The organism is Niabella hirudinis, assembly GCF_051201075.1.
Classification (GTDB): Bacteria; Bacteroidota; Bacteroidia; order Chitinophagales; family Chitinophagaceae; genus Niabella; species Niabella hirudinis.
Map to the genome: position 1 here is coordinate 53,146 of NZ_JBPEHJ010000002.1, position 22,797 is coordinate 75,942.

The 22,797-nt window shown below is 47.5% G+C and carries 16 protein-coding genes; 9 read left to right on the forward strand and 7 right to left on the reverse strand.

The window, feature by feature from the left end; translation table 11 throughout:
* Positions 1-24 precede the first annotated feature (24 nt).
* The 6 genes from GGU45_RS03575 to GGU45_RS03600 all read right to left on the reverse strand — a co-directional run bounded on the left by GGU45_RS03575 (position 25) and on the right by GGU45_RS03600 (position 8,387).
* On the reverse strand, positions 25-1,533 hold the full coding sequence (locus GGU45_RS03575) for a LamG domain-containing protein (protein ID WP_435222092.1): 1,509 nt from the start codon (positions 1,531-1,533) through the stop codon (positions 25-27).
* Between the two features lie 7 nt (positions 1,534-1,540).
* Positions 1,541-2,659: a sialidase family protein gene (locus GGU45_RS03580; protein WP_435222094.1), complete on the reverse strand. Its 1,119-nt coding sequence runs from the start codon at positions 2,657-2,659 to the stop codon at positions 1,541-1,543.
* 12 nt (positions 2,660-2,671) lie between these two features.
* Positions 2,672-4,108, reverse strand: coding sequence for a RagB/SusD family nutrient uptake outer membrane protein (locus GGU45_RS03585; protein WP_435222096.1), 1,437 nt, complete (start codon positions 4,106-4,108; stop codon positions 2,672-2,674).
* A gap of 23 nt (positions 4,109-4,131) precedes the next feature.
* Positions 4,132-7,356: a SusC/RagA family TonB-linked outer membrane protein gene (locus GGU45_RS03590; protein ID WP_435222098.1), complete on the reverse strand. Its 3,225-nt coding sequence runs from the start codon at positions 7,354-7,356 to the stop codon at positions 4,132-4,134.
* A gap of 40 nt (positions 7,357-7,396) precedes the next feature.
* Positions 7,397-7,579 carry a hypothetical protein gene (locus GGU45_RS03595; RefSeq protein ID WP_435222100.1) on the reverse strand — a complete coding sequence of 61 codons (183 nt, stop codon included), beginning with the start codon at positions 7,577-7,579 and terminating at the stop codon, positions 7,397-7,399.
* 127 nt (positions 7,580-7,706) lie between these two features.
* Positions 7,707-8,387, reverse strand: a complete 681-nt coding sequence (locus GGU45_RS03600) for a FadR/GntR family transcriptional regulator (RefSeq protein WP_435222102.1) — start codon at positions 8,385-8,387, stop codon at positions 7,707-7,709.
* Positions 8,388-9,051: 664 nt separating this feature from the next.
* On the opposite strand from GGU45_RS03600, the gene gltB reads away from it, so the two are divergent.
* Both gltB and GGU45_RS03610 read left to right on the forward strand, forming a co-directional pair.
* On the forward strand, positions 9,052-13,566 hold the full coding sequence (gene gltB, locus GGU45_RS03605; RefSeq protein ID WP_435222104.1) for a glutamate synthase large subunit: 4,515 nt from the start codon (positions 9,052-9,054) through the stop codon (positions 13,564-13,566).
* Between the two features lie 36 nt (positions 13,567-13,602).
* Positions 13,603-15,108 carry a glutamate synthase subunit beta gene (locus GGU45_RS03610; RefSeq protein WP_435222106.1) on the forward strand — a complete coding sequence of 502 codons (1,506 nt, stop codon included), beginning with the start codon at positions 13,603-13,605 and terminating at the stop codon, positions 15,106-15,108.
* A 289-nt stretch (positions 15,109-15,397) separates the two neighbouring features.
* Here the strand turns inward: GGU45_RS03610 and GGU45_RS03615 are convergent, their stop codons facing one another.
* Positions 15,398-17,038 carry an OmpA family protein gene (locus tag GGU45_RS03615; protein ID WP_435222108.1) on the reverse strand — a complete coding sequence of 547 codons (1,641 nt, stop codon included), beginning with the start codon at positions 17,036-17,038 and terminating at the stop codon, positions 15,398-15,400.
* Positions 17,039-17,238: 200 nt separating this feature from the next.
* Here GGU45_RS03615 and GGU45_RS03620 point away from each other — a divergent pair, with 200 nt between their 5' ends.
* From GGU45_RS03620 to rbp, 7 genes are all read left to right on the forward strand, one after another.
* Positions 17,239-18,201, forward strand: coding sequence for a polyprenyl synthetase family protein (locus tag GGU45_RS03620; protein ID WP_435222110.1), 963 nt, complete (start codon positions 17,239-17,241; stop codon positions 18,199-18,201).
* A gap of 57 nt (positions 18,202-18,258) precedes the next feature.
* Positions 18,259-19,935 carry a single-stranded-DNA-specific exonuclease RecJ gene (recJ, locus tag GGU45_RS03625; protein WP_435222112.1) on the forward strand — a complete coding sequence of 559 codons (1,677 nt, stop codon included), beginning with the start codon at positions 18,259-18,261 and terminating at the stop codon, positions 19,933-19,935.
* Positions 19,936-20,019: 84 nt separating this feature from the next.
* Entirely contained in the window at positions 20,020-20,577 is a 558-nt protein-coding gene (locus GGU45_RS03630; protein ID WP_435222113.1) for an REP-associated tyrosine transposase, read from the forward strand.
* 322 nt (positions 20,578-20,899) lie between these two features.
* The gene (gene rpsF / locus GGU45_RS03635) at positions 20,900-21,256 is read left to right on the forward strand and encodes a 30S ribosomal protein S6 (RefSeq protein WP_435222115.1); all 357 of its coding nucleotides are present in this window, start codon (positions 20,900-20,902) and stop codon (positions 21,254-21,256) included.
* A gap of 3 nt (positions 21,257-21,259) precedes the next feature.
* Positions 21,260-21,523 (forward strand): 30S ribosomal protein S18, encoded by a 264-nt coding sequence (gene rpsR / locus GGU45_RS03640; RefSeq protein WP_435222117.1) that lies wholly within the window; start codon positions 21,260-21,262, stop codon positions 21,521-21,523.
* A gap of 180 nt (positions 21,524-21,703) precedes the next feature.
* Positions 21,704-22,150: a 50S ribosomal protein L9 gene (gene rplI / locus GGU45_RS03645; protein ID WP_435222118.1), complete on the forward strand. Its 447-nt coding sequence runs from the start codon at positions 21,704-21,706 to the stop codon at positions 22,148-22,150.
* A gap of 206 nt (positions 22,151-22,356) precedes the next feature.
* Positions 22,357-22,701: an RNA-binding regulator gene (gene rbp / locus GGU45_RS03650; RefSeq protein WP_435222120.1), complete on the forward strand. Its 345-nt coding sequence runs from the start codon at positions 22,357-22,359 to the stop codon at positions 22,699-22,701.
* Positions 22,702-22,797: the final 96 nt, after the last annotated feature.

Consider the following 22,797-nt stretch of genomic DNA (forward strand, 5'->3'; position numbering starts at 1 on the left):
ATGCTTTTAATGATCCCTATTGATTTAATACGTTCCCAGCTCTGTAATTTCAGCATCGGTAAGTGCTCTTTTATAAACAATGAGCTCATCCAGGTTGCCGATAAAGTAATTACTAAAACTGCTGGCTCCCTCCTGCATACCAATCTTAAAGGCGGCGCTGTTCGACACGTCCTTGATGCCGGTAGTGGAGCTACGTTCCGTCATTTTCTGACCGTTAATATAAATCTTTGTTACCAATCCCGAGCGGACAGCCACCACATGATACCATTTTCCATCTGCAATATTTCCGGGATCTGCCAGCGCCAGGAACGAGCCACCGGCCGCATCTTCCGTATTAAAGGCGGTATACTGGGTGGCAGAGCTGTTGAGGCGCAGCCAGGCCTGGTTGTCTTTTGATCCGTTTTTACCGCTTTCCTGCCATACCATCATCCGCACCGTACTGGTCGATTGTACCCAAACAGAGATCGTAAAGTCGCCGGCGCCCATATTAAAGGCCGGATCATCACCCACGATGATTCCACCGCTTCCGTCAAAACGGCCAATGCCCGTTGTAAGCCCGTTCCTGCCGGCCTGAACGGCGCCAACCTGGCCTCTTTTCGTAACGGGAAGTTTTAATGGTCCTTCATCATTTATTGAACCATTGAAAGGGAAATAACCCACCAATCCGTTTGCCGGGATCACATTAATAAACCGCTCCACCGTTTTTGAATTGGAAGCCACCGTATTTTTGATACTCAGGGTTACGGCATAGACGCCCGCTTTATCAAATTGAAAGGAAGGGTTCTGTCCGGCAGACCGGAGGGTGGTGCCCGCTCCTTTTATTTCCCAGGCCCATTCTGAGGCAATGCCCAGCGACTGATCGGTAAACTGAACCTGCTGCCCCTCATAGATCGCCTGCACATCTGCTCCAAAAGAGGCTGCCAGTGTATGGGGGTCGATGATATGCAATGCCTTTTCCTTCAGCAGCGTATCCCGGTAATCCGGATTGGATGCAATAAGGCGAATATTGTAGAAGCCGGTATCAGTCAGGCTGATCTCCGGATGCTGCTTATCCGAACTGATGACCGTGCCTGTTGCCAGGGAGGTAAATTCCCATTTCCAGGACGTAGGTAATCCGCTGCTCTTATCCGAAAACTGCAGCATTTCGTTTTGCAGCGCTACTGTTTTTGACTGGGTAAAAGCTGCTTTAATAGTACTATACCCCACCACGATCATTTTTTCCTTTGTAAGTATCGCCTCCCCCGCAGCATTTTTCAACTTCAGGGTTACTGAATAGGTCCCGGGTGTTTTATAGGTTACCGTGGGACCAGAAAGATTGGAGGTAGCGGGTTCCCCGCCTTCAAACTCCCAATACCAGTTGGAGACCGTGCCCTGCGCCAGCTCTTTATAGGTAATACTATCGCCGGCCATAAGCGCTGTTTTGCTGGCGGAAAAATCGACCGTTATTGCAGAACTAACCTCATCTTTCTTACATCCTGCCAACAGCAGTGCCATTGCTAAAGTGATCCCCGATAAATAATTCATAATTTTCATGCTGCAGTTATTGAAGGTTGGACAATGGGATACGTTTAAAATAGATCCGGTCATAAGGATTTTTATCCCCGTTCTCGAAGACCAGTCCTACATGCTGGTTATCCAGCAAGGCCATATCCGAATAGGCAGAAGCACCGTAAAACACTGTATACGCTTTAGTCCAGGTTTTTCCGTCATCCCCCGACATTTTCACGGTCATATTTGTACGCGTTTGCGCTGCTGCGTTGGATTGTAATAATACCCAGCTTCCGTTCTGTTTGAAACTGATCATGCCTGCCTGGCATTTGGGATCAACCAGGTCCTGCTGTAACCGGTTATCACTCCAGCTCACCCCCCCATCCGTACTATTGGCCAGTACCCGGGCATTGCTAACCGAAGAACGCATATTCAGCAACAGGCCGCTGTTCGTTTCCGCCACGGTGCACTCTCCTACATCGCCCTGCTTTGTAAGCGCGCCTTTTTTCCAGGTAGCGCCATGATCATCGGAATAAACCGAGAAGGAATAACTTTTATTTCCCGAACCGCTAACGGTGGTGTACGTGGGTGCTATCAGCCGGCCTTTGTGAGCTCCTTCCGTTAATTGTATGCCATGAACCGGTCCGGTGGCATACCAGGTCCAGCCGATATCCTTTACACCTGCCGTAATCTCATCGGGCTTCGACCAGGTAAGTCCCTCATCGGTTGACCGGGTTACAAATGCCCGGGTATTGTTCCAGCTCATTAACAAGTGAATGGTGCCGGTTTCCTCATCTACGATGGGCACCGGGTTGCCGCAGGTATTTTCTCCATCGTCCCAAACCACGCTCATATCGCTCCAGGTTTTGCCACCATCGGTACTTCTTTTCAGCACCATATTAATATCGCCGGCATCGCCGCAGGTTCCGCACATACGTCCTTCCGCAAATGCCAGCAGCGCCCCGGATTTTGCACGTACAATGGCCGGAATACGAAAAAGTGCATAGCCTTTATATCCCCGCTCAAAAAGTTTTACATACTTATTAGAATCTGCAAGTCCGGGTGCATTGGGGTTCATTGGTTCAAACCCAACAAGTCCCTGTTTTTTACATCCGATGGCCATGAGTACCAGGCCACAAAACCATATTGAAAAAACCGTTTTTGTAAGCATCGTTTATTAAATTTAGTATCCTTCTGTTTGAGTCAGATTTGAGTTAATATCTATTTGCGCCTTGGGAATGGGGAAGAAAAGCGGGATGGTGGCGTTCATATTCGGCACTTCCGCGCGCACATCAATCACTCCTTCAAAATGAAAGCGCAGCAGATCCGGCCAGCGCTTGAGCTCCAGGTACAGTTCCCTGAAACGTTCATTTAATATTTCCTGTTCCACAGCCCCTTTGTCCATTGCTCCTTTATAGCTGCCGGTACCGGCGCGTGCCCTTATCTTATTCAGTTCAGTGACCGCATCCTCCGTACGTCCCAAAGCGGCCAGTGCTTCTGCCTTAAAAAGGATCAGCTCGCCCAGGCGGTATACAATGATATCGTTATCGTAGTAGCGGTTATCCGGATAAACGGTTCCGCGCATCTTATTGTCAAAAACACCGATCACCGCATTGTTGGCACCAACAGCAGTGATGAATGAAGCATTGGCCCTTTTATCATTCGCGTTTACTTTAAAGGCCTGTTGTAATTTATCAGACGGTGCATACTGGCTGCGGGCGCCACTTACCGCATAGGGTATATCATTTTTATTCAATGCTGACTGAACAAAAAGATCGCGCGGTTTCAGCTGTTTACTATATTGATCCGACTTTTCATCTTTTAGGAAATGCAGGGCAAACAACACTTCTTTTCCGGTCCGGTTTTCGGTACTGAATACCTTGGAAAAATCATCTTCAAGACTTAGACCAGCCGAAGCTTTATCGGCAGCAGCAATCGCTTCGGTAAGATCGGTTGTTCCACCACCCAATACTTTTGCTTTCCATAATAAAACATCTGCTTTTAAAGCGTAAGCTGCCTGTTTTGAAGCAAGCGCTTTATTCCTGATATTGTCTTCCGGGAACATGTTGATGGCCTCGTCAATATCCTTAAGAACAAATGCCGCTACTTCCGGTGCTTTTACTCTTGCCGGCAGGAGCATATCCGCACTTTCCGTGGGCGCTGTTACAACCGGCACATCACCCCAGGAACGCAGCAGCGTAAAATAAATATGTGCTCTTATAAATTTCACCTGGGCCAGTATCCTGTTTTTATCTGCCTCCTGTGTAAATGTGATGCCGGGAGCATATTTCAGTACCAGGTTGCAATGATGCACCACGTTATAAAAATCGAGCCAGTTGGGGGCATTTTGCGGTGTAAGGTTCTGCTGCCATGCTGAGGACATGCCGGATTCGAGTCCCGGACTAAAAGCATCACCCCGGTCTTCAAGGTAGTACGTGTTATTCATAACACCCCGGTACTCTGAGTAGATCCCGGTGAGGTAACCAATCACATCGCCTTCGGCATTCCAGTAGTTTTCCGCGGTGATGGCGGACTCCGGTTTTACATCGATCAACTTTTCACAGGCCGGCAAAAAAGACAGTCCGGCAAATAAAAAAGCAAGTAAACAATAATTTTTCATCTGTATGTTTTTAATGATTCTAATCAGAAGGTCGCGTTAATTCCAAAAATCACTTGTCTGGGCCGGGGATATAAACCCGGATCAGCGCCTGTGTATACTTCGGGCATCAGCCCGTTATAATGGGTAAGATAGCCGAGGTTATATACCGAGCCAAACACTTCCAGGTTCTGCATAAATATTTTTTTGATCAATTGCTGGGGAAACCGGTAGCTCAGCGTTACTTCCCGGAACGCCAGGAAATCACCTTTGGAATAATACAATGAATTATTGGATCCGGCTGTACTGCCAATGCCATTATCCCAGCGAAGATGGTTCCTGAAATTATAATCATAATCGCTCTGCACCGTATATTTTGGAACGGTCGCTACGTCACCCGGCTGTTTCCAGATATCGGGGCCTATTACATCCGGTAACGCGGAATTATTATTGCGGGCACTTCCCATAATATCTGCCTTGAATTTATTGTCTATAACATGGCCCGTAGCCCAGTCGCCCACAAGACGCAATGAAAGACTTTTGTAAGTAACCGTATTTACGAAGCCGCCCATTTTATCCGGACGTATATAACCCATAAAGATCATGTCATTATTATCAATGATCCCGTTCCCATCCAGGTCGTCCCAGATGGCATCCCCGCCCAGTTTTACACGACCGCTGGCATTCAGGTCGCGGGGAGCGTTGGCGGCATCTTCATCAGTAGCATACGCCCCCAGCAAGTGGTAGGCCCATCGTTGACCAAAACGCTCGCCCTCGGCAAATCCGCCTACTTTCCTGTAGGAACCAGAGGCCACGTCATAAACATAGTTTCCGCCGATCCTGTTTTTATCTTCTCCATTTGCAGGTTGTTTTACAACTACTCCTTTATTGTAGGAGAAGGTAGCATTCACCTTCCAGGAGAAGTCGTTGATCTGCACGGGGAGGGCCTCCAGCTCAATTTCAAATCCGCTGTTGCGAATAGATCCGTAGTTGCTTTTGATAGAAGAGAAGCCCGTTGTGGCATCCAGCGGTTTATCAAAAATCCGGTTGGATGTTATTTTATTATAGTAATCCAGGATCAGCGTTACCCGGTTATTCAGAAAACCGATATCAGCCCCGGCATCAAATGATGCCGTTTTTTCCCAAACCAGTATATCGTTCTTAAGCACCGTATTAATAATACCCGCTTGCCCGTCATAGTTGTAACCTGTTGCATACTGGCCATAAGCATCGTAGGCACCAATATCGTTATTACCTACCATACCAAAGCTGGAACGCAGTTTTAACGAACTGATCGTTTTTAGTGCCGGTTCCCAGAACTTTTCTTTATGCACGTTCCACCCTGCAGACAGGCCGGGGAAGAACGCCTGCCGCTTTTTCTCCGCAAAACGTGAGGAGCCATCCATTCTCAGGCTGGCCGACAGCATGTACCGGGATTTATAGTCATAATCGGCCCGGCCAAAATAGCTCAACATCGCCTCCGAAGATTTGGTGGAGGAGGTCCGCTGCGTTTCCGGTACGGTAGCATTCAGGGTTACCACATAATCCGTGGGAGCGCCCCGGCCGCTGCCACTTAAGCGATACGCGTAGTTATTAATATAGCTGGCACCCACCACAGTATTAAGATGATGCCCCTCCCCGATTTTTTTGTCATAAGATAAAAGTCCGTCAATTTGTGTTTGCCGGTCAAGATTATGATTGGCAGAAGCATTCCTGTTTTTGTATACGGAGCTAAATGCCTCATAGCGGTTTTCAACACCCTCTGTTGTAAAATAATAGAAGGTGGGTGTAAACTTCAGTCCCGGCAAAATATCCCAGTTGGCGCCCACTTTAGAGGTATAGCGGTACACTCTTATATCCGTGTATTTTTCTTTATAATACACCTCGTAAAGCCGTGGCAAAAAGGAGGAAATACCCTCGCCCGGCGCCGGTGTGCCGTCCTCAAAAAGGAGGCGGTAAGTGGGAGGCGTTTTAACGGAACGACTTACAACATTGTTATAATTGTTGGGTGCATTGGCATTCCGCATCTGGAAGCTGAAGCTGGTATTTACGCTCCATTTATTGCTCAGTTTCATTGTTCCGTTAAACAACCCGTTGTACCCTTTATAATAGGTGCCGTACACAATCCCGTCCTGGTTATTATGTCCCAGGCCCAGGTAATAGGTATACTTATCAGACCCGCCGCTTACGCTGGCATCCACATCAAGCCGGTTGGCGTTCTGATAGGTCACATCCTCAAAATTGGTATTCTTAAAGATCAGTTTTTTTCCGGTGGCAGGGTCTTCCATCGTTTCCCAACCCTGATTATTGATCAGGTCTGCTACATAATCTTCGCCATAATCCTTTATATAAACGTCCAGGAATTCGAGTGTATTCTTTGAATTGCGGGGATTGCCCGTAGACATTCCGTATGTACCGCCACTCAGATATAATTGCGGGTTGGAGGTATTGTATGCCGCTATATTTTTACGGGTCACATAGATATAATCCCGGGCGTTCAAAAAACTATACTTTTTTGCCTGCCGGTCCTGCCCGGTCGAAAACTTAAGACTGACCTTTGGTTTACCGGCAGCCCCTCTTTTGGTAGTAACCATGATAACGCCGTTTGCGGCTCGTGCTCCGTAAAGGGCGGTGGAGGCGGCGTCCTTTAGTATTTCCATCGATTCGATGTCATCCGGGTTCAGGTCACTGATGTTGCGCATTTGCCCAACAATACCATCCACAATGAGTAATGGCGCATCACTTTCCGGGCTAGTAGAACTTCCGCCCCTGATAAATATCTGCGGATTGGCGCCGGGCTGGCCGTCTGATAACTGGATGGATACACCTGCCACTTTCCCCTGCAGCTGCGCCAGGGGGTTTACCCCCGGGGCATTCTTAAATTCCGCGCTGCCCACTTTTGAAACGGAGGTGGTCAGGGTTGTACGGGCCTGCTTTCCATAGGCAATGACAACGACCTCGTTCAGGGGATCTGACCGTGGATCCAGCGTTATGGTAATATGCAATTCCTTACCGGGCGTTATTTCCCGGTCTTTATAACCAATAGCACTCACCACCAGTACCGCAGACTGTGGTACCTGGATGGTAAATACACCGGTGGTATCCGTTGTGGTTCCCTGGGAAGTGCCTTTCACCAAAACACTGGCCGCCGCCACAGGTTGCAGATCCTCACTTACCACGGTACCGGTTACAAGGCGGGATGTTTGGGCATGCAGCACGGCTGATCCCCAAAAACAAAAACTCAAAAAACAAAATAATGCAATCGACTTCATAGCGATAGTTTGTATGATCTTAAACTTTTTTTATTCGGGATTATTTTCCAGGATCCAGGCAAGGTTGAATTTGTGAAATTCTATGGAGGGCCATCATGGTGACCGATAACGATGCGGTTCCTCTATCCGGGGTCATACCCCCTGCGGCTTTTATACAGCCGCCGGAAAATAACGGCAGCGCCATCAGCCATAGCCAGCAGTGCGTAAATGTTACTTTTTTCATTGGCAAATCGTTTTAGTAGTTATGTTCTACATAACAAACATACAACATAACTATTTAACGGCAAAATATTCGATAAAAAAAGCTTGCGCTAAAACGGAGAAAGCTATTATTCCTTATGTAAATGCAGTTAGCGGTGTGCTTTGAGCCGGTCGTAATGGGGCTGCAGGTGCGCCAGCATTCCTTTTTTAAAGGCTTCTTTGTCGCCCTTACGCAGGAGCTTTACCAGATCTTTATGTGAAATCTTTCCGGATACCTGTTTTTCCTTTTCCAGCTTTACCACGTATCCGAAGATGGGCAGCAGCAATCGCTGAAAATTTTTGAGCGTTTCATTCCCGGTCATTTCATAGAGCTTGCCATGAAAGGCGATCTCATTATTGATGCGAAAAAAATCCCCCCTGGTCTCATTGGCAACAATGGCTTCCAGTTCGGCTATATCTGCATCGGTTTTACGGATAAACAAGAGGTCGGCAATACCTACCTCCAATGCCAGCCGCAGCTCAAACAGGTCCTGCAATGTAGCGGTATCCATGATGGTGGGGTTCAGCACTTTTTCAAAAGTGCCCACGATGTCCGGGTTCGAGATGATCATGCCCACCTTTTTCTTCGATTCTATAATACCCAGCATCTTAAACCGGCTGAGCGCTTCCCGTACCACATTCCGGCTTACGCCCAATGCGGCGGCCAGCTCCAGCTCAGTGGGGAGTGCATCCCCCGGCTTAAAAGCTTGCCTGGTAAAATACTCACGCAGGCTCAGCTCTACCTGCTCTGCCATTGATTTGGCCCCAATCGGCTTAATGCCTGTTACCATAGAACGAATTTTGTTTTGTACTACAATTGAACAAAATTACACATTTACCGAAACAAGTACCGTTTTTTTTACTTTTTGAGAACCCGTTTAAAAACAATCCTCCAAAAGTAGTGACAACCATTTCCTGGCTGGTTACATTGAGTCAGGCAGAAACAGAGGCTTTAGATTTGCGTCCCGGTAGTAAGCCTATCGTGTGGGTGCATTTCCCGAGGTTAAACGATTATCACGATCAAAGCTCCCGCTATTTCATGTTATTTCGGCGGATGTGTAAATATTTTGAAAGCATAGCACCCTTGCAGCTTTATGATGCACGCCCCCCTATTCCGGCGCCTGTTTGCATTTTTTTTAAGGAAATATGGGGTTAAAAATCAGCACAGATGTAGCTATATTATTGATACACAACAGGGACCCGGGGCAGCCTGGTTTGCCTCCATTAAATACCTGAGGAACGATTCCGCCAATACGATAATTCGATTTTAAAGATGCACTTTTTTCATTAAAAAATATCAACAAAAACAAGCATATTGTTTGATTTTTTCAATTTTTTTGTCGTTTAGTGTGGCTATTGTCTAAATAAGCAGATTTTTTATTAATTTACACAGCTCGATTGCCCACTCTGTATTGAAAAGCCAAACTTATTTATTAAAAATCGTTATTTAGAAAAATGACAGAAAAAAAAGGATTATACGACCCTTCGTTTGAACGTGATGCATGTGGGATCGGTTTTGTTGCCAATATCAAGGGCAATAAAAATCATCAGACTATTTCGGACGCCCTTACGGTTTTGGAAAACATGGATCACCGGGGTGCCTGTGGTTACGAGCCCAACACGGGTGATGGCGCAGGCATTATGATTCAGATTCCGCATGAGCTTTTTTATGACGAATGTCTGCAGATGGGTATTTCACTTCCGGCAGTCGAAGAGTATGCCGTTGGTATGATCTTCTTTCCAAAGGAAGTAAAGGCCCGGGAAGAATGTCGCGACATTTTTACCCGCGCTGCAGAAAAAATGCAGATGAAAGTGATCCGCTGGCGCAATGTGCCGGTGAATCCCGAAGGTATCGGCTCCTCCGCCCTTTCGGTAGAGCCGGATATTGAACAGGTTTTTCTTCAACGTCCCGATAGCATTAAAACAGCCGAGGAGTTTGAACGCAAACTTTTTGTATTGCGTAAATATGCCACCCACCTGACCACCAATGCGGTAAAAAAAGACGCGATCGGTTTTTATATCAGCTCGCTGTCCTGCAGAACCGTTATTTATAAAGGACAGTTTACCAGTTTCCAGGTGCGCACCTATTATAAAGATCTGACGGACAACCGGACAGTCAGCGCATTCGGGTTGGTACATTCCCGCTTTGCTACCAATACGTTCCCTTCCTGGCGGTTGGCCCAACCCTTCCGCTTTATTGCACACAACGGGGAAATCAATACGCTGCAGGGCAACCTGAACTGGCTGCGTTCCAGCGAAAACAGTTTTGAATCGCCCTTGTTTACTCAGGAGGAGATGGACATGCTGGTGCCGATCGTAAGCAATGACCAAAGCGATTCGGCCTGCCTGGATAATATGATTGAACTGCTGGCTCTTACCGGCCGCTCCCTGCCTCATGTAATGATGATGCTGATCCCCGAAGCCTGGGACGGCAACGAGGATATGGATCCTGTCAAAAAGGCCTTTTACGAATTTCATGCCTGCCTGATGGAACCCTGGGACGGGCCTGCATCGATCTCCTTTACAGATGGAAAGATCATCGGCGCCACCCTCGACCGCAACGGACTACGCCCCTCGCGCTACTGTGTAACCAGTGATGGGCGGGTGATTATGGCCTCCGAAACCGGGGCGCTGCCGGTAGATCAAAGTTTGGTCATTGAAAAAGGCCGCCTGCAACCCGGAAAAATGTTTGTAGTAGATATGGAGCAGGGCCGCATCATCAGCGATGAAGAACTGAAAAAAGATATCTGCTCACAAAAACCCTATGGCGACTGGCTCAACAAACATAAGATCCGCCTGAATGAACTGCCCGAACCAAGGGTCATGTTCACCAACCTGAGTGAAGACCAGATCTTCCGCTATCAGAAATCTTTTGGATATACTTCAGAAGATGTTGAAAATATCATCTCGCCCATGGCTATCACCGGCAAAGAGCCCATTGGTGCCATGGGTGTAGATACGCCGCTGGCCGTGCTGAGCGATCAGCCCCAGCATTTAAGCTCCTACTTTAAGCAATTGTTTGCCCAGGTTACCAACCCGCCCATCGACCCCATCCGGGAACGCATGGTTATGTCGCTGGCCACCTTTGTGGGCGATAACGGAAGCCTCCTGATTGAGGATGAAATGGATTGCCATGTGGTAGCCTTAAAGCAACCCGTACTGACCAACTTTGAACTGGAAACCCTGCGTAGCATTGATACCGGCACCTTCCAGGCCAAAACCCTGCAATGCTATTTCAGGGCGGATGGAAAACCGGGCTCCCTGGGAAAAGGGCTTGACCGCATCTGCGCCTATGCCGAAGATGCCGTAAATGACGGGTTTGAGGTACTGGTACTCCAGGATCGCGCTGTTGACAGCCAGCACGCGCCCATCCCCTCACTCCTGGCTGTATCCGCTGTACATCATCACCTGATCCGGAGAGGACTGCGCGGAAAAGTGGGCATCGTTGTAGAAGCCGGCGATGTTTGGGAAGTACATCACTTCGCCTGCCTGCTGGGTTTTGGCGCTACAGCCATCAACCCCTACCTGGCCTTTTCAACCATTCATAACCTGAAGGAAACGGGTAAAATAAAAACAGCGCTGTCGACCGAGGAACTCTATAAAAATTATATCAAAGCGGTAAGTGACGGTCTGCTGAAAGTATTCTCCAAAATGGGGATCTCTACCCTGCAATCCTACCAGGGCGCGCAGATCTTCGAGATCATCGGGCTCAACCAGGCCGTAGTGCGGAAGTACTTTACAGGAACCACGTCCCGCATTGAGGGGATGGGACTGGACGAAATTGCACGCGAAGCTGTAACCAAACATCATTTTGGTTTTAGCCAGAAGCCCAGCCCGGTAGACCAGCTGCCCACCGGCGGCTTTTACCAGTGGAAAAGAAAGGGAGAAGCGCACCTCTTCAACCCGCAAACGATCCACCTGTTGCAGTATTCAACAAAAATGAACGACTACAACATCTTCAAAAAATATACTAAACTCGTAAATGACCAAACCTCCAAGGCTATTACGTTAAGAAGCCTGCTCGACTTCAAACGCGCCCGCAAACCCATTTCTATTGATGAGGTAGAGCCGGCCGAAAAAATTTACAGGCGCTTTGCTACCGGAGCTATGAGCTTTGGTTCCATCAGCTGGGAGGCACATACCACCTTAGCCGTTGCTATGAACCGCCTGGGCGGCAAAAGCAACACAGGTGAAGGCGGTGAGGACGAGGCGCGCTATACCCGCCTGGAAAACGGCGACAGCATGCGCAGCGCCATTAAACAGGTGGCCAGCGCCCGCTTTGGTGTAACCAGCCTGTACCTCACGGAAGCCGATGAGTTGCAGATTAAAATGGCACAGGGTGCCAAGCCCGGCGAAGGCGGACAGCTTCCCGGCGATAAAGTGGACGACTGGATTGGTAAAACCCGCCATGCCACGCCGGGTGTGGGATTGATCTCTCCTCCCCCGCACCATGATATTTATTCGATTGAAGACCTGGCGCAATTGATCTTCGACCTGAAAAATGCCAACCGCCACGCCCGCATCAACGTAAAACTGGTGAGCAAGGCAGGCGTGGGCACCATTGCAGCAGGGGTTACCAAGGCCAAGGCCGATGTGGTGCTCATTGCAGGTCATGACGGCGGAACCGGGGCATCGCCCATCAGCTCGATCCGTCATGCAGGATTACCCTGGGAACTGGGTGTGGCAGAAGCACAGCAAACCCTGGTTAAAAACAAATTAAGAAGCCGGGTGGTATTGCAAACGGATGGTCAGATGCGCACAGGCCGCGATATTGTTATTGCAGCCATGCTGGGCGCCGAAGAATGGGGCGTAGCTACAGCAGCGCTGATCGTAGAAGGCTGTATCATGATGCGCAAATGTCATCTGAATACCTGCCCCGTGGGCGTAGCCACCCAGGATCCGGAATTGAGAAAACGCTTTACCGGCAACCCCGACCATGTAGTGAACTTTTTCAAATTCCTGACAGAAGATATGCGGGAGGTAATGGCCGAACTGGGCTACCGGACCGTAGAAGAAATGATTGGCCAATCGAACGACCTTAAAGTACGGGAAGGCATTACCCACTGGAAATATAAGAATCTGGATCTGTCGCCCATACTTTACCGCCAACAGGAAGAAGCGGGTATTGGTCTTTACAATTCTGAAGAGCAGGATCATGGCATTAAATCCGTACTGGACTGGAAATTTGTGGAAGCCGCAAAACCGGCGATTGAGAACGGAACGGCGGTAAAAGCAGCGTTTGATATCGTAAATACCGACCGGGCCGCCGGAACCATCCTCTCGCACGAGATTACCAAAAAATACCGCTCGGAAGGATTGCCGGAAGATACCGTACATCTGAAACTGAAAGGAACCGCAGGCCAGAGCTTTGGTGCTTTTTGTAACAAGGGTATTACGCTGGAGCTGGAAGGCGATGCCAATGACTACTTTGGTAAAGGGCTGAGTGGCGCCAAACTGATCACCTACCCGGACGCCAAAGCTGGTTTTGTAGCGGAGGAAAACAGCATCATCGGCAACGTAGCCTTTTATGGCGCCACCAGCGGTGAAGGCTTTATCCGCGGTAAAGCCGGCGAGCGTTTTGCCGTGCGCAACTCCGGTGCCACCGTTGTAGTGGAGGGCGTTGGCGACCATGGTTGTGAATATATGACCGGCGGCAAAGCCATTATCCTTGGAAATACCGGCCGAAATTTTGCCGCAGGTATGAGTGGGGGTATCGCCTTTGTATATGATGCCAGCCAGAAATTTGCCGATAACTGTAATAAAGAAATGGTGGAACTGGATCCGGTAAATGATGCAGATGCACAATTCCTGAACCAATACATCACTAAACATTACCAGTATACCAACAGCCCGGTGGCCAAATTCATTCTTGATGATTTTGAAAACCAGCTGAAGAACTTTGTAAAAGTATTCCCTTCCGAATACAAGAAGGTATTAAAGGCAAAAGAAGAACAAAAACAATTGGCATAAATCAGCAATTAGAAATCAGAAATTAGAAATTAACAAATGGGTAAACCAACAGGATTTTTAGAGTTTTCAAGAGAAACTCCCCAAAAGAAAGCAGTAACAGAACGTGTACAACACTATAAAGAATTCGTAGCATTATTTCCGGAAGATAAGCTGAATAACCAGGCCGCCAGGTGTATGGACTGTGGCGTTCCTTTTTGTCATAGTGGCTGTCCGCTGGGCAATGTGATCCCCGAGTTTAATGACGCAATCTACCGCAAAGAGTACAAAGAAGCCTACGACATTCTGACTTCTACCAACAACTTCCCCGAATTTACCGGAAGGATCTGCCCCGCCCCCTGCGAATCCGCTTGCGTACTGGGTATTAATCAGCCCCCGGTAGCCATCGAAGAGATCGAGAAACATATTATCGAAATCGCCTTCGAGCGGGGCTTTGTTTCAAAAAAAGGCCCCAATATCCGTACCGGGAAAAAAGTAGCGGTAATAGGCAGCGGCCCTTCCGGCCTGGCTGCTGCAGCCCAGCTCAACTATGCAGGACATTCCGTAGCTGTTTTTGAGCGGGATGAAAAGCCGGGAGGATTGTTGCGGTATGGAATTCCGGATTTTAAGCTGGAGAAATGGGTAGTTGATCGTCGCATTGAAGTAATGCAGGAAGAAGGTGTGGAATTCCGCTGCCATGCCAATGTAGGCCAGAACATCAGTATCCATGACCTGCTGCGGAGCTATGATGCGGTTGTACTGTGTGGAGGCAGCACCGTTCCGCGCAACCTGCCAATACCCGGACGGGAACTGAACGGCGTTCATTTTGCGATGGACTTCCTGAAACAAAACAACAAGCGGGTGGATGGGAAGGATTTCCTGGCACATAAAGACATTGAAAGCAATATCTTAACCGAAGCCGTACTGGCCACTGGCAAAAATGTGGTGGTGATCGGCGGTGGGGATACCGGAAGCGACTGTGTAGGTACCAGCAACCGGCATAAAGCCACATCTGTAACACAGTTTGAGTTACTGCCCATGCCGCCGAAAGAACGGACAGAGGCGATGCCCTGGCCTTCTTACCCCATGCTGTTAAAGACCACAACCAGCCACGAAGAGGGAGCCAACCGGCACTGGTCCATTGCTACTAAAGAATTCCGGGGCGACGGGAACGGCAACCTGAAATCATTGGTGGTGGTTGACCTGGAGTGGAAAACCCCCGAGCCAGGGAAGCCTGCCCAGTTTACGGAAGTACCTGGTTCCGAGCGGGAGATGCCCTGTGAGCTGGCATTGCTGGCGATGGGCTTTGTGCATCCGCAGCATAAAGGCCTGCTGGAAGAACTGGATGTGGAACTGGACAACCGGGGCAACATAAAAGCCTCTGAACAGGCCTACAAAACCAATATTCCAAAGGTGTTTACCGCAGGTGACATGCGCCGGGGCCAGAGCCTTGTAGTATGGGCCATCAGCGAGGGACGTGAATGTGCCCGGAAAGTGGATGAGTTCCTCATGGGCCATTCCATACTGGAAGCAAAAGAACAATCCGTACTGATGTCCTTCGAGTAAGCAGACCGGGTCAACGTTAAAGAAACAAAAATCAGTAAAGCTGTCTCATTAAATTGAGGCAGCTTTTTTATGGCCGCTGAGGCACAGAATGCTCTTGTGTTTGCGACAGGGCCGCTGAGCACAGGACGTCAGAACGTTGAATTCAGGCGGACGAGATCTTAAATCAGTGAGATCCTTTATCGGGAGGAACATAATAAAAACTTCTGTGTTTCGGTGCCTCAGTGGCAAACCCAAATACAAAAAACCCTTCCCAAATGGGAAGGGTTATATTTGTTATAGCAAAAAGTTACTATTTTTTGCGAAGATTGGGATGCGGAGGAGCAACTGTGTTCGGTCCGTCTTCACCCGGTGCAGCAGCACGGATGTCTACGGTATTGCAATCTCCACCTTCCTGACCGGAAGAGAAGATGAAACGATCACCGCTGATACCTTCTTTTTCCTGTAAGTGAGTAATCACTTTATTTACGTGATCCCAGCTTAACTGCTGCTGACGTTTTGTAGCTGCGCAATAGCCTACTACAACCACTTTACAGTTGGGGTTCGCTCTCAGTTTAGAAGCTACAGTAGCTAAAGAAGCAGCAGCATCAGAAGAAAGCGTATTAGAGTTTGCTTTGAAAGTTACGCTTGGTAAAGCACCCAGTAAAGCTGCACAATCGTCAACTTTTTGAGTTACACAACCTTCGGGGCAAGGGCATTTACCAACACCATCAGCGTCAACCGGCTGGCAATAAGTTGGAGTTACCAGTTCTTTATCTTTACAATCAGGAACGCCGTCACCATCTGTATCGCGGCTTACACCGTGTGTATCAACCGGGCAACCTGCAGGAGTTTGCTCCTGGTCAAACTGATCGGTAACACCATCACCGTCTGCATCAGGCAGTACGATTTCTGGAACACGACGCAGTTCGCCATAGGCATAGTTCAGCGGGTTCAGCCAGTACAGGGGCTCAACTCTTCTGGATTTGTTACCCAGGTTAAAGTTCAGACCAACAGTCAGGTAGTTAAAGAAATCTTTATCAGGAGTCAGCGAAGGCTGCTCAGCCCAACGATCACCGTCTAACAGGTCAGAAGCGTTCATGTTGTAAATAACACGATCTTCAATGGCCAGATTAACACGGGGAGAAAGTCTGAAAGCAACACCAGCACCTGCAGTAGCAGAAGGAGTGATATAGCCGGCAAACATTTTGCTCCATTTTACACTTGGGTCTCTTTCAGCAGGAGATTCGTAAGAATCATCCAGCATATCTTTAGCCGCCTTCATAGCGTCTTTACGATCTACATTATCCTGAGATCCGGGTGCAGGGAATGTGTATGGGCTGGAACCATTCAGGGCATTCACAGACGTACGGAAAGTGTTTACACCAAGACCCGCCAGGGCATAAATGGTAGCACCGGTTTGTGCTTTATAAAAACGGATGTTTCCGATATTAAATAAGGCCTGTAAAGACAGATCCTGAGCGGTTGTTTTGTAATTGTAGTTAACACCAGCGCCATTATAACCAGCCCAAGGAGTATTGCTACCAGCGTTTGTATAACCAGAAGAAGGTCTCCAGTTCAGCCCTTTAGCAGAACCATAAACATACTCCAGTCTCAACGACATAACGTGACCTAAAGATTTGCGGATATGACCGCCAAATCCAAAAGAATTACCAAAGCGGGAGTTTACATCACCAATAACAGTGAACGATCCACCTTTGATACCGAGTTCCCACATGTCTTTCGGTTTAGCGGGATAATCGCTTGTACCAACCATAAAATCATTATGCTGTTGCAGTTTTTTGCCAGAATAATAATTAGAGTCAGTAACAGAATAAGTACCGTACAGCGGATGAGGCGCTGTGTACGGATGCGAGGGGCTTACTTGGGCAAACCCTGTAGACGCAATCAGGCAGCCTAAACCTGCCAATAATGTGTACTTTTTGCTTGTCATAACTAAGGATTAAGATTTAAAAACGATTTCCTAAAATGAATAGCAAATTTAGAGCCATTTCTTAAATAAACAAATTTTTAACCAAAAAAAATAATAAATTTTTACCGCTTTCTTGCTTATTTTCAATTAAAAATGAGTGTTTTAAATCATGCTGATTTGAAGGATTTAGCCTTATTTTGCCCATAATTTACGTATTGACAATGAAGCTTCCCACGTCCCTAATAAAAGTTGAATTAGCCAATTTTGAACAGCGGTTTAATGAAGCGGTAAAAAGCAATACCCCGCTTTTGGACCGTATTATGCGGTATATTGTTAAACGCAAGGGTAAACAATTGCGGCCCATGTTTGTTTTCCTCTCCGCCCGGGTATTTGGCCCTACCACAGAGGCCACCTACAGGGCCGCTTCCCTGGTGGAGATACTGCATACCGGCTCCCTTGTACACGATGACGTTGTAGACGACTCCTTTGAGCGGCGGGGTTTTTTCTCCACCTACGCCCTTTGGAAAAATAAAGCCTCCGTGCTGGTGGGTGACTATCTTTTTGCCACCGGTCTCCTGCTTTCCCTCGAACATGGCGATTACCGCATGCTGAAGATTATGTCCGATGCCATACAAAAAATGGCCGAAGGCGAGCTTCTCCAGCTCGAAAAGGCGCGCTCCCTGAACCTGAAAGAAAGCATTTACTACGAAATCATCAAAAATAAAACAGCGTCTCTCCTGGCTTCTGCCTGTAGTGCCGGAGCCTGGTCTGTAACTGAAAATGAATCAATTACTGAAAAAATCCGGCTTTTTGGTGAAAAAACAGGAATCGCCTTCCAGATTAAGGACGATCTTTTTGACTATGCCAGCGAAGACGTTGGAAAGCCTACCGGCAATGATATAAAAGAAAAAAAAATGACCCTCCCCCTGATCTATACCCTTAACAATACCGATAAGGCCACCCGGCAAAAAATCATTAATATTGTAAAAAACAATAATAACGACCGGCAAAAAGTGCAATGGGTATTGAATGTGGTAAAAGAAACCGGGGGAATTAGCTACGCACAGGAAAAAATGTATGCCTACAAAACAGAAGCATTAGAAATATTGGCAACCTGCCCCGCCAATGAATACCGCCAGGGCCTGGTTGACCTTGTTAACTATGTAACCGAAAGAAAATACTAAAAGCACCCGCCGGCACTGATGGCGCACCATACTGTAATGAATAAACGTTGGAACATATTGCAGCCAAACCATGAAGACGTCAATGCACTATACAATACATTGAAAATCAATCCGGAAATTTGCAAAATCCTGGTACAGCGCGGTATCCGGACTTTTGAAAATGCAAAAGATTTTTTTCGTCCTCAAATCAACCAGCTCCATAGTCCCTGGCTCATGAAAGATATGGACAAAGCCGTGGAACGGGTGTCCAGGGCTTTCCGGAACCAGGAAAGGATATTGGTATTCGGCGACTATGATGTAGACGGTACCACATCGGTGGCCCTGATGTACCGGTTTTTAAAAACACAGTATGAAAATGTAGATTTCTATATCCCGCACCGGTACCGGGAAGGATATGGCGTTAGCAAGGCGGGAATCGATTTTGCAAAAGAAAACGGTTTTTCGCTCATTGTTGCCCTGGATTGTGGTATTAAGTCGGTAGACCTGGTTGGCTATGCCAATACGCTGGCGATCGATTTTGTTATCTGCGATCACCACCTTCCGGATGAAGTGATTCCTGATGCCATAGCAATACTGAACCCCAAACAAAAGGACTGTCCATATCCCTACAAGGAGCTTTGCGGTTGCGGAGTGGGCTATAAACTGGTTGCCGCGCTCTGCGAAAAACTCGGGCTGCCGGATACCTTTCCCCACCAGTACCTGGATCTGGTGGCCACCGCCATTGCGGCCGACATTGTACCCATTACCGGTGAAAACAGGATCCTGGCCTTTTACGGGCTGCAGCGGGTTAACGAAGCCCCCAACCCGGGTATCAGAGCCCTCGCATTCCTGAGTGGCACCCGGCTTCCGATGCATATACAAAACCTGGTGTTCATGATTGCCCCCCGGGTAAATGCCGCCGGCAGGATGGATGATGCCCGGAAGGCTGTTCAGCTTTTTGTAGCACCTTCCTATGAGGAAGCCCTTACCTATGCGGAACTGCTGCACAATGATAATAGTGAGCGCAAAGAGGCCGATGCCAGCATAACCGGGGAAGCATTGGAAATCATTGCAGCAAACGCAGCCTGGAGCACCCGCAAATCAACCGTTGTTTACCAACCGCACTGGCATAAAGGAGTAGTAGGCATTGTGGCATCCCGGCTCATTGAGCACCATTACCGCCCTACCGTAGTACTTACAGAAAACGGCAATTATGCCACTGGTAGCGCCCGCAGCGTGCCCGGGTTTAATTTGTATGAAGCCATCCATGCCTGCCGGGAGCTCCTCGTTAATTACGGAGGACATTTTGCTGCTGCTGGTCTTACTTTAAATAAGGATCACATTGAACTGTTTCGCGAAAAATTTGAGCAGGTAGTGGCTGCCAGCATTTCTGAAGCATTGCTGGTTCCGGAGATCCTGGTGGATGCGGAAATTTCCTTTGCCGACATCACTCCGGCCTTTTATAATATCCTACGCCAGATGGAGCCCTTTGGCCCGGGGAATATGACCCCGGTTTTTATAGCGCGCAATGTAACCGATACCGGCTTTAGCCGGATTGTAAAAGAGCAGCACCTCAGGTTTGCAGTACAGCAACAAGGGCTCCAATTGACGGGGATCGGGTTTAATATGGCATCCAAATTTTCTATAGTATCCGGAGGCCGGCCCTTTGACCTGGTGTTCAAAATTGATGAAAACGAATGGCAGGGCCGCAAAAGCCTGCAGATGAGGGTAGAAGATATCAGAGCCGCCAGCTAATGATGTTCTTCGAGACTTGAAGTCTCGAAGAACATATAATATTGCCTCCGGCAATAATTTAAATAACCTTTAAAAACCTACACCATGAGCTATGAATTCGCTGAAGGCTACAAGATCCGGGATCAGGGAGCCACACATTTTTTAACTTTTACGATTATGGGATGGATTGACATTTTTACCCGGCAACGCTACCGCGATATGATGCTGGAAAGTATGCAATTTTGCAGAAAAAATAAAGGGCTTCAGGTGGGCGCCTATGTAATCATGTCGAACCATCTTCATCTTATGTGGACTGCTCGCGAAAATAATCTGAGCGATATCATCAGGGATTTTAAAACACACACAAGCAAAGCCATTACCCGCTCAATTGAAGAAGAACCCGAAAGTCGCCGCAACTGGCTATTGCACATGTTTGGCTTTTATGCCAACCGGACCAATGCCAATGACTATTTTAAGGTCTGGACCGGCAACAATCACCCAGAAGAGCTCTATTCAGAACATTTTCTACGCAGCAAACTCAATTATATTCATCAAAACCCCGTAAAAGCGGGGCTGGTTCGGGAGCCGGCGCATTACCTGTATAGTAGTGCTGCCGACTATGCGGGCGGGAAGGGGATTATGGACATTGATCTATTGTTTTGATTTTTTATCGCCGGAGGCGATAGAATAACACTTCGAGACTTCAAGTCTCGAAGAACGTATCGAAGAACTGCGCCATATAAATAATTCATATTCAATGCTGAAGGGCTGCCCTGCTGAGCCGGAAATCCTTTGCCGCAGCTGGAAAACGAGCGCGGCGCAAAGATTGCAGGCGGGCAGGGAACCAGGGCCGATGGCTGTACCACAGCTTACAGCCCCAAAAAATAAGCAACCAGAAACAACAAATCGGAAATTAAGCCTATCTTTGCAGCCCCTTAGGATTACCTAAGGTCCTTTTATTTATTTTTTAAAAACAATTTGGGTAATGAACAATTATGAATTGATGGTGATTTTTACCCCGGTTTTAAGCGAAGACGAGTTTAAAGCTGCTCAGAAAAAGTTTGCCGGTCTGGTAACTGAAGCAGGTGGCTCTATCGTACACGAAAAACCCTGGGGACTGAAATCACTGGCGTACCCCATCCAGAAAAAAACCACTGGTTTGTACTGGGTGTTGGAATACACTGCGCCATCCGACTTCAATGAGAAGCTGAAAATACAGCTTCTGCGTGACGAATCTGTGCTTCGTCACCTCTGCACTAAACTCGATAAATTCGCCGTTGAGTATAATGCAAAAAAGAATAGTGGCGTTAAAACAGGAACCGAAAAAGCAGTGGAGGCTTAAGTTATGGCAAAGAATGAAATCAAATACCTGACCGCCATTAAAACCGACAAGCGTATTAAGAAGTTTTGTCGCTTTAAGAAATATGGCATCCGCTACGTTGATTATAAAGACGTAGAGTTCCTGAAAAAATTCCTGAACGAACAAGGCAAATTACTGCCCCGCCGTTTGACCGGCAACAGCCTGAAATTTCAGCGCCGGGTTTCCGATGCGGTAAAAAAAGCCCGCCAGATGGCTTTGTTGCCTTACGTAACAGATCTTTTAAAATAGATTGGATAGCAAGTAGTTAGTAGTAAATAGCAAGTAGGCCAGTCCTTCTACCTGTTTCCCCACTTCCTACTCACTAAAATTAGTAACCCTCCCTAATGGCGCTGCGGCGCCAGACAGTCACAATCACCGATTGGGCTCCGGGAACTAAAACCCGCTTGCGGTTTGCAGGCAACAAATACAATGGAAATAATTCTGATCCAGGATGTAGACAATTTAGGCGCTGCCAATGAAGTGGTAAGCGTAAAGAATGGATACGCCCGTAACTTCCTGATTCCCCGTAAATTAGCTGTCGAAAACAGCATCAGCAACAAAAAACAGCTGGAAGAGCGTTTGAAACAGGCCCGCAAGAAAGAAGCGGCCATGCTGGCTGAAATCAACAGCGTTATTGCGAAACTGAATGCAGCTCCTTTAAAACTGGGCGCTAAAACAGGAACCAGCGGCAAGATCTTTGGAAGCGTTACCAACCTGCAGCTGAGCCGGGCTATCCGCGAGCAAAAAGGTTATGAAATTGACCGCAAAAAGATCCATATCGTTGATGATATCAAAGAACTGGGAACTTATAAAGCTACCATCGATTTTGGCGGAGGTCATAGCACTGAAGTTGAATTTGAAGTGGTTGCCGAATAATACCATCTTTCCAAAATTTCTAAAAAACACACCCCTGGTGTGTTTTTTTTGTTATTTCCTCTAAAAAAAATTGGGCAGCCAAGAAATTAGCCTATATTTGATGTAGATTACAGTGTTCTTTCAGTAAAAAAGTTTCGGAATATTTTTAATGTTCATTGAATTTGGTACTGTTTTAGCACTCTTTTATTTTTTAAAATTCAAACAAAATGAACATTTACGTAGGAAACCTTAGCTGGAACCTGAAGGACCAGGATCTTCAAAACTTATTTGCTCCTTATGGGGAAGTAACATCTGCCAAGATCGTATCGGACAAATTCACAAACCGCAGCAAAGGCTTTGGTTTTGTAGAAATGGCGAATGATGACGAAGCCAAAGCGGCTATTGATGCTTTAAACGGCACAGAAGTTGACAACAGGAACATTGTTGTAAACGAAAGCCGTCCTAAAGAAGGTGGCGCCGGCGGTGGCGGTGGCTACAAAAAAAGAAGCTTTGGCCAGGGCGGCGGCGGATACAACAAAGGCGGCGGCGGCGGATACCGCGATCGTTATTAATTTTATTCCACAACGGATATAAAAAAAGCTCCTTTTGAAAGGAGCTTTTTTTATTGAGCTATGCGAGACTTTAAGTCTCGCATAGCATCCCTAAAG

Bases quoted from the DNA above. Each gene is read 5' to 3' on its own strand.
- GGU45_RS03575 (WP_435222092.1), bottom strand. From the start codon at position 1,533: ATGAAAATTATGAATTATTTATCGGGGATCACTTTAGCAATGGCACTG.
- GGU45_RS03580 (WP_435222094.1), bottom strand. From the start codon at position 2,659: ATGCTTACAAAAACGGTTTTTTCAATATGGTTTTGTGGCCTGGTACTC.
- GGU45_RS03585 (WP_435222096.1), bottom strand. From the start codon at position 4,108: ATGAAAAATTATTGTTTACTTGCTTTTTTATTTGCCGGACTGTCTTTT.
- GGU45_RS03590 (WP_435222098.1), bottom strand. From the start codon at position 7,356: ATGAAGTCGATTGCATTATTTTGTTTTTTGAGTTTTTGTTTTTGGGGA.
- GGU45_RS03595 (WP_435222100.1), bottom strand. From the start codon at position 7,579: ATGAAAAAAGTAACATTTACGCACTGCTGGCTATGGCTGATGGCGCTG.
- GGU45_RS03600 (WP_435222102.1), bottom strand. From the start codon at position 8,387: ATGGTAACAGGCATTAAGCCGATTGGGGCCAAATCAATGGCAGAGCAG.
- gltB (WP_435222104.1), top strand. From the start codon at position 9,052: ATGACAGAAAAAAAAGGATTATACGACCCTTCGTTTGAACGTGATGCA.
- GGU45_RS03610 (WP_435222106.1), top strand. From the start codon at position 13,603: ATGGGTAAACCAACAGGATTTTTAGAGTTTTCAAGAGAAACTCCCCAA.
- GGU45_RS03615 (WP_435222108.1), bottom strand. From the start codon at position 17,038: ATGACAAGCAAAAAGTACACATTATTGGCAGGTTTAGGCTGCCTGATT.
- GGU45_RS03620 (WP_435222110.1), top strand. From the start codon at position 17,239: ATGAAGCTTCCCACGTCCCTAATAAAAGTTGAATTAGCCAATTTTGAA.
- GGU45_RS03630 (WP_435222113.1), top strand. From the start codon at position 20,020: ATGAGCTATGAATTCGCTGAAGGCTACAAGATCCGGGATCAGGGAGCC.
- rpsF (WP_435222115.1), top strand. From the start codon at position 20,900: ATGAACAATTATGAATTGATGGTGATTTTTACCCCGGTTTTAAGCGAA.
- rpsR (WP_435222117.1), top strand. From the start codon at position 21,260: ATGGCAAAGAATGAAATCAAATACCTGACCGCCATTAAAACCGACAAG.
- rplI (WP_435222118.1), top strand. From the start codon at position 21,704: ATGGAAATAATTCTGATCCAGGATGTAGACAATTTAGGCGCTGCCAAT.
- rbp (WP_435222120.1), top strand. From the start codon at position 22,357: ATGAACATTTACGTAGGAAACCTTAGCTGGAACCTGAAGGACCAGGAT.